At 68.0% G+C, this 16,827-nt stretch carries 12 protein-coding genes; 11 read left to right on the top strand and 1 reads right to left on the bottom strand.

The annotated features are described in order from the left end of the window. Positions 1-3: 3 nt before the first annotated feature. From ACIQLK_RS00590 to ACIQLK_RS00575, 4 genes are all read left to right on the top strand, one after another. Positions 4-591, top strand: coding sequence for a hypothetical protein (locus ACIQLK_RS00590; RefSeq protein WP_400362044.1), 588 nt, complete (start codon positions 4-6; stop codon positions 589-591). Between the two features lie 234 nt (positions 592-825). Beyond that, positions 826-4,323 carry a DNA-directed RNA polymerase subunit beta gene (locus ACIQLK_RS00585; RefSeq protein WP_400362042.1) on the top strand — a complete coding sequence of 1,166 codons (3,498 nt, stop codon included), beginning with the start codon at positions 826-828 and terminating at the stop codon, positions 4,321-4,323. A gap of 41 nt (positions 4,324-4,364) precedes the next feature. Next, entirely contained in the window at positions 4,365-8,240 is a 3,876-nt protein-coding gene (gene rpoC / locus ACIQLK_RS00580) for a DNA-directed RNA polymerase subunit beta' (RefSeq protein WP_400362040.1), read from the top strand. Positions 8,241-8,422: 182 nt separating this feature from the next. After that, entirely contained in the window at positions 8,423-9,034 is a 612-nt protein-coding gene (locus ACIQLK_RS00575; RefSeq protein ID WP_400362038.1) for a hypothetical protein, read from the top strand. Between the two features lie 4 nt (positions 9,035-9,038). Here the strand turns inward: ACIQLK_RS00575 and ACIQLK_RS00570 are convergent, their stop codons facing one another. Next, the gene (locus tag ACIQLK_RS00570; RefSeq protein WP_400362036.1) at positions 9,039-9,644 is read right to left on the bottom strand and encodes a hypothetical protein; all 606 of its coding nucleotides are present in this window, start codon (positions 9,642-9,644) and stop codon (positions 9,039-9,041) included. A gap of 131 nt (positions 9,645-9,775) precedes the next feature. Between ACIQLK_RS00570 and ACIQLK_RS00565 the strand changes: the two genes are divergently transcribed. The 7 genes from ACIQLK_RS00565 to fusA all read left to right on the top strand — a co-directional run bounded on the left by ACIQLK_RS00565 (position 9,776) and on the right by fusA (position 16,732). Next, positions 9,776-10,834 carry an ABC transporter gene (locus ACIQLK_RS00565; RefSeq protein ID WP_400362034.1) on the top strand — a complete coding sequence of 353 codons (1,059 nt, stop codon included), beginning with the start codon at positions 9,776-9,778 and terminating at the stop codon, positions 10,832-10,834. Positions 10,835-10,850: 16 nt separating this feature from the next. Continuing rightward, positions 10,851-11,318: a DUF6121 family protein gene (locus tag ACIQLK_RS00560; RefSeq protein WP_400362032.1), complete on the top strand. Its 468-nt coding sequence runs from the start codon at positions 10,851-10,853 to the stop codon at positions 11,316-11,318. A gap of 66 nt (positions 11,319-11,384) precedes the next feature. Continuing rightward, positions 11,385-12,044 carry a spermidine/putrescine ABC transporter substrate-binding protein gene (locus ACIQLK_RS00555; RefSeq protein WP_400362030.1) on the top strand — a complete coding sequence of 220 codons (660 nt, stop codon included), beginning with the start codon at positions 11,385-11,387 and terminating at the stop codon, positions 12,042-12,044. 38 nt (positions 12,045-12,082) lie between these two features. Continuing rightward, positions 12,083-13,390 (top strand): DUF5684 domain-containing protein, encoded by a 1,308-nt coding sequence (locus tag ACIQLK_RS00550; protein WP_400362029.1) that lies wholly within the window; start codon positions 12,083-12,085, stop codon positions 13,388-13,390. Positions 13,391-13,695: 305 nt separating this feature from the next. Then, entirely contained in the window at positions 13,696-14,064 is a 369-nt protein-coding gene (gene rpsL, locus ACIQLK_RS00545) for a 30S ribosomal protein S12 (protein WP_018171438.1), read from the top strand. 5 nt (positions 14,065-14,069) lie between these two features. Continuing rightward, positions 14,070-14,540, top strand: a complete 471-nt coding sequence (gene rpsG, locus ACIQLK_RS00540; protein ID WP_018187368.1) for a 30S ribosomal protein S7 — start codon at positions 14,070-14,072, stop codon at positions 14,538-14,540. Between the two features lie 77 nt (positions 14,541-14,617). Continuing rightward, positions 14,618-16,732 (top strand): elongation factor G, encoded by a 2,115-nt coding sequence (fusA, locus tag ACIQLK_RS00535; protein WP_400362027.1) that lies wholly within the window; start codon positions 14,618-14,620, stop codon positions 16,730-16,732. Positions 16,733-16,827: the final 95 nt, after the last annotated feature.

Raw genomic sequence — 16,827 nt, 5'->3', positions numbered from 1 at the left:
CGCATGTCCCTTCGTCGCGCGTCCGCCGTCCTCATGCTGGCGTCAGGGCTGGCTCTCGCCGGGTGCGCGGCGCCGACCGAGTCCCCCGACTCGTCACGCGTCGAGACACCGGCCCCCGACGCCGATGCCGAGTTCAGTCCCGCCGCCGGCGACACCATCACGGCGGAGCAGTACTCGCTCACCCTGCCCGAGGGATGGGGCTTCCCCGACGGAGCCCCGGAAGGCTTCGACGAGACGACCTTCGCCGCGGACCTGCGCATCGAGGACGGGTACCGCGACAACCTCAACATCCTCGTCTCGCCCGGGGGCGAAGTCACCTCCGAGCAGGTCGAGGAGACCGCGGTCGCCCAGCTCGAAGAGGCGGGGGCCTCGGACGTGCGAGCCCTGGAGCGGGTCACGGCCGCGGGGTCGGAGTCGGCGCACCTGACAGCACGCGTCGGCCAGGGGGAGACCTCTTACGCGATCGACCAGTTCTACCTCGTGGACGCCGGGCAGACCTACATCGTCACGTTCGCGGCCGACGTCGACAAGCCTCAGGCGGAGCGGGACGCACTCGCGCTCTCGGTCCTCGCGACCTGGCAGTGGAACTGAGCGGGCCCGAGTTATACCGCAGCCTGCCGAAGTCGTCAACGATTCGACTGGACACGGCGCGTCGCGCGTCCTATAGTGGGTAGTTGCGCTCCCCTCTACTTGCCCTCATATGGTGGTCGGCTTGTGCCTGCGCCCCCGACGGTCTCCGTCGGCGCGCGCCGCAGGTGTGGACGGGAGTACTCCACCTGACGACAAGGAAAACCAGCCCTCCCCGGGCTCACGGAGGTAATTCCCTTGGCTGCTGCGCGCAACGCAACTTCCACCACCACCACCAAGAACGGCCGCGGAGCATCCCGCCTCTCGTTCGCCAAGATCTCCGACACGCTGACGGTCCCTGACCTTCTCGCGTTGCAGACCGAGTCGTTCGACTGGCTCGTCGGCAACGAGGCGTGGAAGGCGCGCGTCGCCGAGGCGCAGGCCGACGGCCGCACCGACGTCCCGGAGATCAGCGGCCTCGAGGAGATCTTCGAGGAGATCTCGCCGATCGAGGACCTGGGCGAGACGATGCAGCTCTCGTTCACGAACCCGTACCTCGAGCCCGAGAAGTACTCCATCGAGGAGTGCAAGGAGCGCGGCAAGACCTACGCCGCCCCCCTCTACGTTGAGGCCGAGTTCATGAACCACCTCACGGGTGAGATCAAGACGCAGACGGTCTTCATGGGCGACTTCCCGCTCCAGACCGCCAAGGGCACGTTCATCATCAACGGCACCGAGCGCGTGGTCGTCTCGCAGCTGGTGCGTTCGCCCGGTGTCTACTTCGACAAGACCCCCGACAAGACGTCCGACAAGGACATCGTCTCGGCTCGCGTCATCCCCAGCCGCGGCGCCTGGCTCGAGTTCGAGATCGACAAGCGCGACCAGGTGGGCGTGCGCATCGACCGCAAGCGCAAGCAGTCGGTCACCGTCTTCCTCAAGGCGCTCGGCCTGACGACCGAAGACATCATGCAGGAGTTCGCGGGCTTCACCTCGATCGAGGAGACCCTCGAGAAGGACACGATCCTCACCAAGGAGGACGCGCTCCGCGACATCTACCGCAAGCTCCGTCCGGGCGAGCAGGTCGCCGCCGAGGCCGCCCGCGCGCTGCTGGACAACTTCTACTTCAACCCGAAGCGCTACGACCTGGCCAAGGTCGGTCGGTACAAGATCAACCAGAAGCTCGGCATCGACAAGCAGCTGACCGACTCGGTCCTGACCGTCGAGGACATCGTCGCGACGATCAAGTACCTCGTCCGTCTGCACCGCGGCGACGTCAGCTACGACGGTGTCCGCGGTGGCAAGGCCGCCGAGATCCGCCTGGACGTCGACGACATCGACAACTTCGGCAACCGCCGCATCCGCGCCGTCGGCGAGCTCATCCAGAACCAGGTCCGCACCGGTCTGTCCCGCATGGAGCGCGTCGTCCGCGAGCGTATGACCACGCAGGACATCGAGGCGATCACGCCGCAGACCCTGATCAACGTCCGCCCCGTCGTGGCCGCGATCAAGGAGTTCTTCGGAACCTCGCAGCTGTCGCAGTTCATGGACCAGAACAACCCGCTCGCGGGTCTGACCCACAAGCGCCGCCTCTCCGCGCTCGGCCCCGGTGGCCTCTCGCGTGAGCGTGCCGGCGTCGAGGTCCGTGACGTCCACCCCTCGCACTACGGCCGCATGTGCCCGATCGAGACGCCGGAAGGCCCGAACATCGGCCTCATCGGTTCGCTCGCATCGTTCGCGCGGATCAACGCCTTCGGCTTCATCGAGACGCCGTACCGCCGTGTCGTGGGCAACAAGGTCACCGACCAGATCGACTACCTGACGGCGGCCGAGGAGGCCGACTACGTCGTGGCGCAGGCCGGTGTCGAGCTCAACGCCGACGGCACGTTCGTCAACGACCGCATCCTGGCCCGCCGCGGCCAGGGCGGCGAGGTCGACCTGTTCCCGGTCGACGAGATCGGCTACATGGATGTCTCGCCGCGCCAGATGGTGTCGGTCGCGACCTCACTCATCCCCTTCCTCGAGCACGACGACGCGAACCGCGCCCTCATGGGTGCGAACATGCAGCGTCAGGCCGTCCCGCTGCTGCGCAGCGAGTCGCCGATCGTCGGTACCGGTATGGAGGGTTACGCCGCCATCGACGCCGGTGACGTGATCACCGCGCAGAAGGCCGGTGTCGTCTCCGAGGTCTCGGCCGACGTCGTGACCGTCCAGCTCGACGAGGGCGGCACGCAGGACTACTTCCTCCGGAAGTTCGACCGCTCCAACCAGGGCACGTCGTACAACCAGCGCGTCGTGGTCTCGGCCGGTGAGCGCGTCGAGGTCGGCGAGGTCATCGCCGACGGCCCCGCCACCGAGGACGGCGAGCTCGCGCTCGGCAAGAACCTCCTCGTCGCGTTCATGACGTGGGAGGGTCACAACTTCGAGGACGCCATCATCCTCAGCCAGGAGCTCGTCAAGAACGACACCCTCTCCTCGATCCACATCGAGGAGTACGAGGTCGACGCTCGCGACACCAAGCTGGGCAAGGAGGAGATCACCCGTGACCTCCCCAACGTCAGCCCCGACCTGCTGAAGGACCTCGACGAGCGCGGCATCATCCGCATCGGCGCCGAGGTCCGCCCCGGCGACATCCTCGTCGGCAAGGTCACGCCGAAGGGCGAGACCGAGCTCTCGGCCGAGGAGCGCCTGCTCCGCGCGATCTTCAACGAGAAGAGCCGCGAAGTCCGTGACACCTCGCTGAAGGTGCCCCACGGTGAGCAGGGCACGATCATCGCCGTCAAGGAGTTCAACGCCGAGGACGGGGACGACGAGCTCGGCTCCGGCGTCAACCGCCGCGTCGTGGTCTACATCGCCCAGAAGCGCAAGATCACCGCGGGTGACAAGCTCGCCGGCCGCCACGGCAACAAGGGTGTCATCGCGAAGATCCTGCCCGTCGAGGACATGCCTTTCCTCGCGGACGGCACCCCGGTCGACGTCGTGCTGAACCCGCTCGGCATCCCCGGTCGAATGAACTTCGGCCAGGTCCTCGAGACCCACCTCGGATGGGTCGCGAAGCAGGGCTGGAAGGTCGAAGGATCCCCGGAGTGGGCTGCCAAGCTCCCCGAGCAGGCTCGCGAGGCCGCTCCCGGCACGAAGGTCGCCACCCCGGTGTTCGACGGCGCGTTCGAGGAGGAGATCGCAGGTCTGCTCGACTCGACGAACCTGACCCGCGACGGAGACCGTCTCATCGACAGCTCCGGCAAGGCGAAGCTGTTCGACGGCCGTTCCGGTGAGCCGTTCCCGGCTCCGATCTCGGTCGGCTACATGTACATCCTGAAGCTGCACCACCTTGTCGACGACAAGATCCACGCACGCTCGACGGGTCCCTACTCGATGATCACCCAGCAGCCGCTCGGCGGTAAGGCCCAGTTCGGTGGCCAGCGCTTCGGTGAGATGGAGGTCTGGGCGCTCGAGGCCTACGGCGCCGCATACGCGCTGCAGGAGCTGCTGACGATCAAGTCCGACGACATCGTGGGTCGCGTCAAGGTCTACGAAGCCATCGTCAAGGGCGAGAACATCCAGGAGCCCGGCATCCCGGAGTCGTTCAAGGTCCTCATGAAGGAGATGCAGTCCCTCTGCCTGAACGTCGAGGTCCTCTCGGCCGACGGCACCGAGGTGAACCTGCGTGACAGTGACGACGAGGCCTTCCGCGCAGCGGAAGAGCTCGGCATCAACATCTCCACCCGGTTCGAGTCGACGTCGATCGACGAGATCTGACCCGCACCGGCAACGAACAGAATTCCGACACAGGAGAATCAGTGCTCGAGTCACACACCTTCGATCAGCTTCGCATCGGTCTCGCCACCGCCGACGACATCCGTCGTTGGTCCTTCGGTGAGGTCAAGAAGCCCGAGACCATCAACTACCGCACGCTGAAGCCCGAGAAGGACGGTCTCTTCGGAGAGCAGATCTTCGGGCCCTCGCGCGACTGGGAGTGCGCCTGCGGCAAGTACAAGCGTGTCCGCTTCAAGGGCATCGTCTGCGAGCGCTGCGGCGTCGAGGTCACCAAGTCCTCCGTCCGTCGTGAGCGCATGGGCCACATCGAGCTCGCCGCCCCCGTCACCCACATCTGGTACTTCAAGGGCGTCCCCTCGCGCCTCGGATACCTGCTGGACATGGCGCCGAAGGACCTCGAGAAGGTCATCTACTTCGCCGCCTACATGGTGATCTCGGTCGACGAGGATGCGCGTCACCGCGACCTCCCGACCCACGAGGCGAACCTCCGCCTCGAGATCAAGAACATCGCCGACCGTCGTGACGCTCGCGTCGCCGACCGCCTGCAGAAGCTGGAAGACGAGCTCGCCGCCCTCGAGGCGGAGGGTGCCAAGGCCGACCAGAAGAAGAAGGCCAAGGACGCCGCCGAGAAGGAGATGACCACCATCCGCAAGCGCGGCGACGAGCAGGTCGCCAAGCTCGAGCGGATGTGGGACGAGTTCCGGGGCCTCGAGGTCGGCCAGCTCAAGCAGGAAGACGACATCTTCCAGGAGCTGCAGGACCGCTTCGGACAGTACTTCGAGGCCTACATGGGCGCCGAGTCCATCAAGCGTCGCCTCGAGTCGTTCGACCTGGCCGCCGAGGCGGACTCGCTGCACCTGCAGATCTCCGAGGGCAAGGGCCAGCGCAAGATCCGCGCGATCAAGCGCCTCAAGGTCGTCAACTCGTTCCTGTCGACGGGCATGAGCCCCGCGTCGATGGTCCTGGACGTCGTCCCGGTCATCCCGCCGGAGCTGCGTCCCATGGTCCAGCTCGACGGCGGCCGTTTCGCCACGTCCGACCTGAACGACCTGTACCGCCGCGTCATCAACCGCAACAACCGTCTCCGTCGCCTGATCGACCTCGGTGCCCCCGAGATCATCGTCAACAACGAGAAGCGGATGCTGCAGGAGGCCGTCGACGCCCTGTTCGACAACGGCCGCCGCGGTCGCCCCGTCACCGGTACCGGCAACCGCGCCCTGAAGTCCCTCAGCGACATGCTGAAGGGTAAGCAGGGTCGTTTCCGCCAGAACCTGCTCGGCAAGCGCGTCGACTACTCGGGCCGTTCGGTCATCATCGTCGGCCCGCAGCTGAAGCTGCACCAGTGCGGTCTGCCCAAGCAGATGGCTCTGGAGCTCTTCAAGCCGTTCGTCATCAAGCGCCTGATCGACCTCGGTCACTCGCAGAACATCAAGGCCGCCAAGCGCGCCGTCGAGCGCACCCGTCCCGAGGTCTGGGACGTGCTCGAGGAGATCATCCGCGAGCGTCCGGTCCTCCTGAACCGTGCGCCCACGCTGCACCGCCTCGGCATCCAGGCGTTCGAGCCGCAGCTCGTCGAGGGCAAGGCCATCCAGCTCCACCCGCTCGTCTGCGCCGCCTTCAACGCGGACTTCGACGGTGACCAGATGGCCGTTCACCTGCCGCTGTCGGTCGAGGCGCAGGCCGAGGCCCGCGTGCTGATGCTCGCCTCGAACAACATCCTGAAGCCGTCGGACGGACGCCCGGTCACCCTGCCCTCGCAGGACATGATCATCGGTCTGCACCACCTGACAACCCTCAAGGAGGGCGCTGCCGGTGAGGGTCGCGTGTTCGGCTCCGTCGGCGAGGCGATCCTGGCCAAGGACGAGGGCACCCTCGACCTGCAGGCCAAGGTTCGCATCCGCGTCCCGGGCCTGACCTTCCTCGAGGGTGAGGCTCCCGAGGGTTACGAGCGCCACGGTCTCGTGGATGCCTCGCTCGGCCAGGCGATCTTCAACGACACGCTCCCCAAGGGCTACCCGTTCGTCCGCGAGCAGGCCGACAAGGGCAAGCTGTCGCAGATCGTCAACAAGCTGGCCGAGGAGTACCCGAAGACCGAGGTCGCGGCATCCCTCGACCGGATCAAGGACGCCGGCTTCTACTGGGCCACCCGTTCGGGTGTGACCGTCGCCCTCAGCGACGTCCTCACGCCGCCGAACAAGAAGGAGATCGTCGCCGCCTACGAGAAGCAGGCAGCGAAGGTCCAGGGCCAGTTCGAGAAGGGCCTCACGACCGACGCGGAGCGTCGCCAGGAGCTCATCAAGATCTGGACCGAGGCGACCGACGAGGTCCAGAAGGCGATGCGGGACAACTTCCCGTCCGACAACACCATCAACCGCATGGTGAGCTCGGGTGCCCGTGGTAACTGGCTGCAGATCCGCAACATCGCGGGTATGCGAGGTCTGGTGAACAACCCCAAGGGTGAGATCATCCCCCGTCCGATCATCTCCTCGTACCGCGAGGGTCTGTCGGTGGCGGAGTACTTCATCGCGACGCACGGTGCCCGTAAGGGTCTGGCCGACACGGCCCTCCGTACGGCCGACTCGGGGTACCTCACGCGTCGTCTCGTGGACGTCTCGCAGGATGTCATCATCCGCGAGGAGGACTGCGGCACGACCAAGGGTCTCGAGTTCACCATCGCCGCTCCCGGCGCCGACGGCGAGCTCGTCCGCGACGCGAACGTCGAGAACTCGGTGTTCGCCCGTACCCTCGCGGCCGCCGTCGTCGACGCTCAGGGCACCGTCCTGGCCGAGGCCGGCGACGATGTGGGCGACGTCCTCATCGACAAGCTGGTCGCCGGTGGCATCGAGAGCATCAAGGTCCGCTCGGTCCTGACCTGCGACTCGGCCGTCGGTGTCTGCGCGAAGTGCTACGGCCGCTCGCTGGCCAGCGGCAAGCTCGTCGACATCGGCGAGGCCGTCGGCATCATCGCCGCCCAGTCGATCGGTGAGCCCGGTACCCAGCTGACGATGCGTACGTTCCACACCGGTGGTTCGGCATCGGCGGACGACATCACGCAGGGTCTGCCCCGTGTTCAGGAGCTGTTCGAGGCCCGCACCCCCAAGGGTGCGTCCCCGATCGCCGAGGCCGACGGTGTCATCAAGATCGATGAGACCGACAAGGCCAAGAAGCTCATCCTGACCCCGGACAACGGCGACGAGCCGCACGTCTACCCGGTCCTGAAGCGCGCCACCCTCCTCGTCGAGGACGGCCAGCGCGTCGTGGTCGGTCAGCCGCTGCAGGTCGGAACGCTCGACCCCAAGGAGGTCATGCGCGTGCAGGGTGCCCGCGAGGTGCAGAAGTACCTCGTCGGCGGCGTGCAGGGCGTGTACCGCTCGCAGGGTGTGCCGATCCACGACAAGCACATCGAGGTCATCGTGCGCCAGATGCTGCGCAAGGTCACGGTCGTCGACCACGGCGAGACGGACCTGCTGCCCGGCGAGCTGGTGGACTTCAAGCGCTACCAGCAGATGAACCGCGAGGCGGTCGCCGCCGGCAAGCGCCCCGCGTCGGGTCGTCCCGAGCTGATGGGTATCACGAAGGCGTCGCTCGCGACGGAGTCGTGGCTCTCGGCCGCATCGTTCCAGGAGACCACCCGCGTCCTCACGCAGGCGGCCATGGAGGGCAAGAGCGACCCGCTCGTCGGCCTCAAGGAGAACGTCATCATCGGAAAGCTCATCCCCGCCGGCACCGGCCTTGCGAAGTACCGCAACGTCGTGGTCGAGGCGACGGAGGAGGCCAAGAGCGAGCGGTACCCCAACCGCATCTTCGCCTCGGACGGTGCGTACAGCGACGCCGACCTGAGCTACGTCGATTTCGACAGCTTCTCGACCGACGACTTCACCCCCGGCAGCTACAACTGATTGAGGTGAGAGACGAGCGGGCTTGCTCGCTCGGCCGAACCGATTGAAGTTGTCGAACGACGAAGTCGTGAGAACAACTGATCGAGGTGTGACCGTCTGACCGAAGGCCCCTGGGACCCGTTCCCAGGGGCCTTCGGCGTTGCCGCGCGGGTGACTGGTGCGCCGGCAGTACCGTGGGAGCCATGGCACGGATCGCAGGGCGGAACTCCGTTTTCGCGTGGTTCATCGGTCTGGTGAGTGCCGCGGTCGTCGTCACGCTGATCGTCCTGGCGTTCCCGCTGTTCCCCGCGGCGACGCAGTGGATCGCGCAGGGCGGCGGCAGCACGAAGCCGGCGGGTGCGGGGGCACCGGACGCGTCCCCCGAAGCCGCGGACGGTCCGCGCACCTGCCGCGATCTCTACAACGAGGCATCCTGGGCAGGGCTGCGATGGACCGACGGAGCCGAGGTCGCGCAATCCACCGACGCGCCGGAGTCCACGGCGGAAGACGTCGTCGCAGCTCTGGCACCGACGATCGTCTTCACCTGCCGGTGGACGTCCGACGAGGGCGAGATCTCCACGACGGTCGCGACCGTGCCGACGGATGCCGGTGCCGTCGCCGCGGCCGCGCTGCCGACGAGGAAGTTCGCGTGCGGAGACGCCGAGGGGCGTGTGCGGTGCACGCGGACCGACGGCGATCTTATCGAGACGATCGAGGCCGGTGGGGGCCGGTGGGTGTCGACATCCCAGCGGGCCTGGCACCCCGCCGGCTATGCCGACGGCGTCGCTGAGGCGGTGTGGCCACCGGCGGGCTGAGCCGTCAGCCCCAGATCGCCTTCACGATCCCGTCGGTGTATCCCTGCGGCGCGAGGTTGCGGTACTGCGTGTCGATCGCGACGCCGTCGCGCCAGAACACGGTGCGCCCCTCCGAGAGTCCGAGCGCATCCTTGCCGCTCTTCTCGCATCGCAGCCCCTCATCGGGCTCGTAGCAGAGGTAGCCGTCGTCGACGCCGAGCAGGTAGAGAGCGTCGCGGGCGGCACGCTCGGGGGAGTAGCCGACGACCGTCACGAGGCTCGTGCGGCTCGCCCCCGGATCCGCCCACACGCAGACGCGGCTGCTGTCGGGGCGGATGCCGCCACCCATGCCCGGCGCGTTCAGCGGGATGCCCTCCAGCGAGGCGCGGATGTCGGGGGTGAGGATGCTCTCGCAGTCCGACGGGAGCGGTGTCGTGGACGTCGACGGTCCGAATGGGAAATCGGCGATGTCGATCGGCATCGCCGTCGGGCTGGGAGCGGCGGATGCCGCACCCGTGGGCGTCGGCGGTGCGGCATCGGGTTCGGGCGCACACGCCGCGACGGAGAAGGCCAGCAGGGCGGCGGCGACCGTGCCGAGAGCCCGTCCGATCATCACCTGTCGCCTCGCCATGTCTCCACGATACGCACCGCCGACCGCGCCGCCTCCGAGACACGTCGGGGCGCCTCCGCGGCGCCTGTGAGGCGCGGGGATACGCTCGCTTCAGCGGCGGCGCACGCCCCTGCGTGAGGAGTGACACGGCAATGAGCGACCCCCAGTTCGGCGAGCGCAACGACAAGAGGACCGAGCCTGCTTTCGGCGAGCCCGTGGAGGAGCCCACCTCCGCTGACGGATCGCGGGGCGTGGACGACGTCGTCGGCAGCGCGAACACCAGTCTGGCCGACGCCGAAGCCGCGTCGCGGACGGCGGACGACCGCCCGCGCGGTGACCGCTCCTTCGACGTGACCGACCGCGGGTCGGACCTGTCCGTCGACTACAGCAAGTACAGCGAGCCCGACGCTCCCGTGACTGCGAGTGCTGTCAGCAGCGAACCGCTCTACCGCCCCGGTGCCGCCGAGGATGAGTCCGCTCCCGCGGATTCCGCCGCGCAGACGCGGTCGAACGAGTCCGTGAAGACGGATGCCGCGGCCCCCGCCGTCGCCACCGAGGCGTACACGCGCCCCGACCAGACCCCGACGACCGTGACCGCGAGCGAGCCGGCCGCGTCCGCCGCTCCGACCGCGGTGTACTCCCAGCAGCCGATCTTCGTCCAGGCGCCCGAGGCTCCCCGGCCGCGCGGCAACCGGGGCGCGGCGGGTGCGATCGGGCTCCTCGCCGCTCTCCTGTTCGCGGTGCTCTACCTGGCGGCGGCACTCGGTCTGAAGGCTCTCGAGGACGGCCTCGCCGTGGACGCGATCGGCCAGAGCGTCGTCGACATCGTGACGACCTGGAGTTTCTGGGTGCCCGTCGTGGTCTTCTTCCTCGGGTTCTGGATCCTCGGCGCCTTCATCAACCGCGGCCGGTGGGGCCGATGGGTCGTGTTCGGTCTTCTCGTCGGCGCCGTGGCGTACGGCGGGCACCTGCTCGGGCAGCTGTTCCAGGCACCGTTCTGGTCGATCGCCCCGTCCCAGGCGGCCCAGATCGTCGGCGACCAGCTGCTGGCGCCGCTGGCGGTCATCGCGTTCGTCCTCGGTCGCGAGATCACGATCTGGTTCGGTGCCTGGGTCGCCGCCCGCGGGCGCCGCGTGACCGAGCTCAACGAAGAGGCGCAGCGCGAGTACGAGCGCACCCTCGAAGCGGGTCCGCAGCTGCACCAGTACTGACGTACGCTCGGGGCTGATGGACCAGCCCGTCGGTGTCGCAGCCCCCATCGCCGCGTTCTTCGCGACGGTGGGGTTCGCGGCGCTCGCGATCTGCGGGTTCGGGTTCACGAGCCTGCTGACCGACACCGACGTCCTCTCGGCTCCCGGACTGGGCCAGGGGTCGGGCATCGCCGCGATGATCCTGTGCGCGGCCGTCTTCGCCGGAACGGAATACGGTGCTGTGCGCCGCCGCCGGTATCCGGCTGCCGCGTGGGTGATGATCGCGACTCTCGCCGCCTACCTCGTGGGCGTCTTCGTCGGGGGTGCGGTGACCGGCGTGGATGCCGCGTCAGCGGCCGCCGTCGCGGGGGAGTTCGCGCTGTCCTGGTACGCGCTCGTCCTCGCCCTCACATCCGTGGCGGCCGCCTGGGCGGGCATCGCGCTCCACCGCACCCGCGCCCGTCGACCCGAGTGGCCCTGGGAGCACGACGAGGACGACGAGTGACGGGCCGCGGCATCCCGCGGCGCTGAAATACCCCCGATCGGGCCGGGTCTCCGCGACAATGGACGCGTGGAGCGCTCGCTCGAGACGCAGGTCAGCCAGGCCGTGGAGGCCTGGCTGCGCTGGTTGCCGCGCTGGGAGCCCGCGACCCACCGGGGCCGCGTGGCACCCTGTCGCCGGTGCCTGGGTTCGCCGGTCCTGTCCGCGGCGGGTCTCGGGTCGGATGTCCCGCACGGCGTCCAGCACGGGCTTTCCACCCGCATCAAGACGATCGTCGACAACGCCGTGGCTCTCTACACGACGCGGAACCTGCCCATGTTGCAGGCCGAGCTCGACCAGCAGGCCGACCGCAACCGCTCGCGGTCCTACCGGCCGTCGGAGGGGCTCGAGCCGGAGTTCGACGGTCTGCCGATGGATCCCGACCCGGTGCCCGGTGCCCCCTTCCTCTTCACCATCGCCGGGATGGCGGACGAAGCGGATGCCGCTGTCCCCGCGCTCCCGCCGCTGTCCGACGATGCGAAGGCGGCGCTCCGGCAGGAGGTGCGCCTCGCGGACGAGTACGCGAGCATGGTGGGGCGCGAAGTGTGCACGCTCCTGCTCCGGCACCGGCTGCGGATCCAGACGGCGATCGCGCAGTACGTGGAACCCCAGGTCGCCGCGATGCTCGACGAGCTGACCCGCTCGCTCGACGCACCCTTCGACACGGGGGAGGGGCTCCCGGGCGTCTGATCCCCGCCCGCGGAGAAGCGCGCGCATAGGGTGGAGGGATGAACGGAGTCGACATCGGTGCGGCGATCGTCCTGAGTCTGCTGGCCGCCATCCTCGGCGTGGCGGTCTACGTCTGGGTCGCGCTGGCGCTCGCGGCGGCGTTCCGCAAGATGGGCGAAGACGCCTGGCGGGCCTGGGTGCCCATCCTCAACATCGCCGTCCTGCTCCGCTGGGGCGGATTCTCGCCGTGGCTGGCCCTTCTGGCCCTCATCCCCGGTCTCGGGACGCTCGCGGTCTGGATCCTGCTCGTCATCACGGTGCACCGGCTGAACCCGGGTTTCGGATACGGCCCCGGGATGACCGTCGTCGGCGCCCTGCTGTTCCCGGTATGGGCCACGATCGTCGGTTTCGGTCCGGCGGAGTGGCGGGGCCCGCGCCTGGCGCGTGTGCGACCCGTGGTGCAGCCCGACGCGTCCTACCCGCCGATCGGGACGCCGATGCCCGACTTCGGCGCCCCGCTCCCGCCGCCCCCTTTCCCCGCGCCGTCCGATCCCGCACCGCCGACCCCGCGCGCCGGCGTGCCGGCGATGCTGCCCGAATCCCCGGCATCGGTCGCTCCCCAGCCGTGGTCGCCGGAGGTGGAAGCGGCGCCCGCGTCCACTGCACCGTCGGGCGAGTCCGTCGCGGCTCCCGAGGCACCCGACCCGACGGCTCCGACCCCGACGGTCCGGTCCGAGGTCAGCCCGCCGGTCCGGGCGAGCGGTCCCGAGATCATCTCCTCGGTGCCGGGGCGTGACGACGCGCCGGTCACGCGTCTCCGTCGCGCTGCGGTGAGCCCGGACCGCGACGAGCGCGATGTCTTCCCCGAGCTCACGGGGGAGGTCTCCGCGGTCTCCGGCTCGCCGGCCGCCGGAGCTCCGGTCTCGGCCGCCTCGTCCGTCTCCGCCCAGGAGCGCCGTCGGGACGAGGCCGCCGGACCGTCCTTCGACGAGGCGCTCGAGCGCACCGTCGTCGTGCAGCGGGGTCGTACCCGCTGGGAGCTCGTCCTCCCCGACGCGTCCACCGTCCCCCTCGCCTCCGACGTGGTGGTGCTCGGCCGCAACCCGGTACCCGACGCATCTCATCCCCGCGCGCAGGTGATCGCCGTCGTCGACGCGACCCGGACCGTGTCGAAGACGCACGCACGGCTCGAACGCCGCGGCGACACGTGGCGGATCACGGATCTCGGGTCGACCAACGGCATCCTGCTCCCGAGTCCGCTCGGGGCCGACGTCGAGCTGAAGCCGGGGGAGGAAGTCGAGGTCACGGGTAGATTCCTGCTCGGCGACGCCGCCCTCCGGCTGAACCGAATGGATGCCGGTTCCTGACCGGCCTCGATGGTCACCTGAGCAGTCGCGGTGAACACCGTCCTCGTTTGACCAGGGTTCTCGATCCCGCGTATCATTGAGCGGGTGTGCGCACGCGCGCGCCATGCGACGTGCCTCGGTGCGGAGCAGGCGAGGCGGACGCACACAGGGACAGGGCCTGCGAACAGGCCACCCCCACGGCATATCCATCATCCCGTTCGTCGCAATCGCGGCAAGCCGATGGATCTGTGGTGAAACCACGAACGCTGTCACCGTGCAGCACCTGTGCGAGGCGAGAGCCGCGCGCAGATCGACAAGGAGAGAACGTGCCAACCATTCAGCAGTTGGTTCGCAAGGGTCGCTCGCCCAAGGTCTCGAAGACCAAGGCGCCCGCCCTGAAGGCGAACCCGCAGCAGGCGGGTGTCTGCACCCGCGTGTACACGACCACGCCCAAGAAGCCGAACTCGGCCATGCGCAAGGTCGCCCGTGTGAAGCTCCGCAACGGGACCGAGGTCACGGCCTACATCCCCGGTGAGGGTCACAACCTGCAGGAGCACTCGCTGGTGCTCGTCCGCGGTGGTCGTGTGAAGGACCTCCCCGGTGTGCGTTACAAGATCGTCCGCGGCGCCCTGGACACCCAGGCCGTCAAGAACCGTAAGCAGGCTCGCAGCCGCTACGGCGCCAAGAAGGGTTGAGTTAGATGCCTCGCAAGGGACCCGCACCCCGCCGCGTCGTCGTCAACGACCCGGTCTACGGTGCTCCGATCGTCACCCAGCTGGTGAACAAGATCCTCGTCGATGGCAAGAAGTCCATCGCCGAGGCCATCGTCTACAACGCCCTCAAGGGCGTCGAGGCGAAGAACGGCCAGGACGCCGTCGCAACGCTCAAGAAGGCGCTCGACAACGTCCGCCCCACCCTTGAGGTCAAGAGCCGCCGCGTCGGTGGCTCGACCTACCAGGTTCCCGTCGAGGTCAAGCCGCACCGTGCGAACACTCTCGCGCTGCGCTGGCTCGTCTCGTACGCGAAGGGTCGCCGTGAGAAGACCATGACCGAGCGCCTCCAGAACGAGATCCTGGATGCCTCGAACGGCCTCGGTGCCGCGGTGAAGCGCCGCGAAGACACCCACAAGATGGCCGAGTCGAACCGCGCCTTCGCGCACTACCGCTGGTAATCAGCACCTCGGTGACCGGCCGGGCAACCCCCGGCCGGTCACCCCGCGACATCCGTCACTACACGTAAGGACACCCCGTGGCACAAGAAGTGCTCACCGACCTCAACAAGGTCCGCAACATCGGCATCATGGCGCACATCGATGCCGGCAAGACGACGACGACCGAGCGCATCCTCTTCTACACGGGTGTCAACCACAAGCTGGGCGAGACCCACGACGGCGCCTCGACCACCGACTGGATGGAGCAGGAGAAGGAGCGCGGCATCACGATCACGTCCGCCGCCGTGACCTGCTTCTGGAACAAGAACCAGATCAACATCATCGACACCCCCGGTCACGTCGACTTCACCGTCGAGGTGGAGCGCTCGCTCCGCGTCCTCGACGGCGCCGTCGCCGTCTTCGACGGCAAGGAGGGCGTCGAGCCCCAGTCCGAGACCGTCTGGCGTCAGGCCGACAAGTACGACGTCCCCCGCATCTGCTTCGTCAACAAGATGGACAAGCTGGGCGCTGACTTCTACTTCACCGTCGACACCATCGTGAAGCGCCTCGGCGCCAAGCCGCTCGTGCTCCAGCTCCCCATCGGTGCCGAGAACGACTTCATCGGCGTCATCGACCTCGTCGAGATGCGTGCACTGGTCTGGCCCGGCGATGCCAAGGGTGACGTGACCATGGGCGCCAAGTACGAGGTCCAGGAGATTCCCGCGGACCTCAAGGACCGTGCCGAGGAGTACCGCCAGCAGCTGCTGGAGACCGTCGCCGAGAGCGACGAGGAACTCCTCGAGAAGTTCTTCGGCGGTGAGGAGCTCTCCATCGCCGAGATCAAGGGCGCCATCCGCAAGATGACCGTCGCCGGTGAGCTCTACCCCGTGCTCTGCGGCTCGGCGTTCAAGAACCGCGGCGTTCAGCCCATGCTCGACGCGGTCGTCGACTACCTCCCCTCGCCCCTCGACGTGCCCGCCATCGAGGCGCACGACCCGAAGGACGAGGAGAAGGTCATCGAGCGTCACCCCGACGCAGGCGACCCGTTCGCCGCGCTGGCCTTCAAAGTCGCCGTCCACCCCTTCTTCGGTCGTCTGACCTACATCCGCGTCTACTCGGGTCAGCTCGACTCGGGTGCGCAGGTCATCAACTCGACCAAGGGCAAGAAGGAGCGCATCGGGAAGATCTTCCAGATGCACGCCAACAAGGAGAACCCGGTCGACGCCGTCACCGCGGGCAACATCTACGCCGTCATCGGCCTGAAGGACACCACCACCGGTGACACCCTCGCCGACCCGGCCGAGCCCGTCGTGCTCGAGTCGATGACGTTCCCCGAGCCCGTCATCGAGGTCGCCATCGAGCCGAAGACCAAGGCCGACCAGGAGAAGCTGGGCATCGCGATCCAGAAGCTGGCCGAAGAGGACCCGACGTTCCGCACCGAGCTCAACCCCGAGACCGGCCAGACCGTCATCAAGGGCATGGGCGAGCTGCACCTCGACATCCTCGTGGACCGCATGAAGCGCGAGTTCCGCGTCGAGGCCAACGTGGGCAAGCCGCAGGTCGCGTACCGCGAGACGATCAAGAAGACCGTCGAGCGTCACGACTACACGCACAAGAAGCAGACCGGTGGTTCGGGTCAGTTCGCGAAGATCCAGTTCGCCCTCGAGCCCCTCGAGGTCACCCCGGACAAGATCTACGAGTTCGAGAACAAGGTCACCGGTGGCCGCATCCCGCGCGAGTACATCGAGCCCACCAACCAGGGCTTCCAGGACGCCATGCAGGTCGGTGTGCTCGCCGGCTTCCCCATGGTCGGTGTGAAGGCGGTTCTGCTCGACGGTGCCTCGCACGACGTCGACTCGTCCGAGATGGCGTTCAAGATCGCCGGCTCGATGGGCTTCAAGGAGGCCGTCCGCAAGGCGAGCCCCGTGCTGCTCGAGCCGCTCATGGCCGTCGAGGTCCGTACTCCCGAGGAGTACATGGGCGACGTCATCGGCGACCTGAACTCCCGCCGTGGTCAGATCCAGTCCATGGAGGACGGTGCCGGCATCAAGATCGTCCGCGCCCTCGTCCCCCTGTCGGAGATGTTCGGCTACATCGGCGACCTGCGCTCGAAGACCTCGGGTCGCGCGGTCTACGCGATGGAGTTCGACAGCTACTCCGAGGTCCCGCGCGCGGTGGCCGACGAGATCGTCCAGAAGACCAAGGGCGAGTAACACCCGCTCTTCGGATGCCGGGGGCCCGGCCCCCGGCATCCGCCCAAACTGAATATCGTCACGTCAACTACACTGACAACATCCCCGTAGAAATC

Source organism: Microbacterium sp. NPDC091382, from assembly GCF_044757025.1.
Classification (GTDB): Bacteria; Actinomycetota; Actinomycetes; order Actinomycetales; family Microbacteriaceae; genus Microbacterium.
Note: the sequence above shows the minus strand (reverse complement) of the source record. Positions and strands in the feature narration are given on the sequence as shown.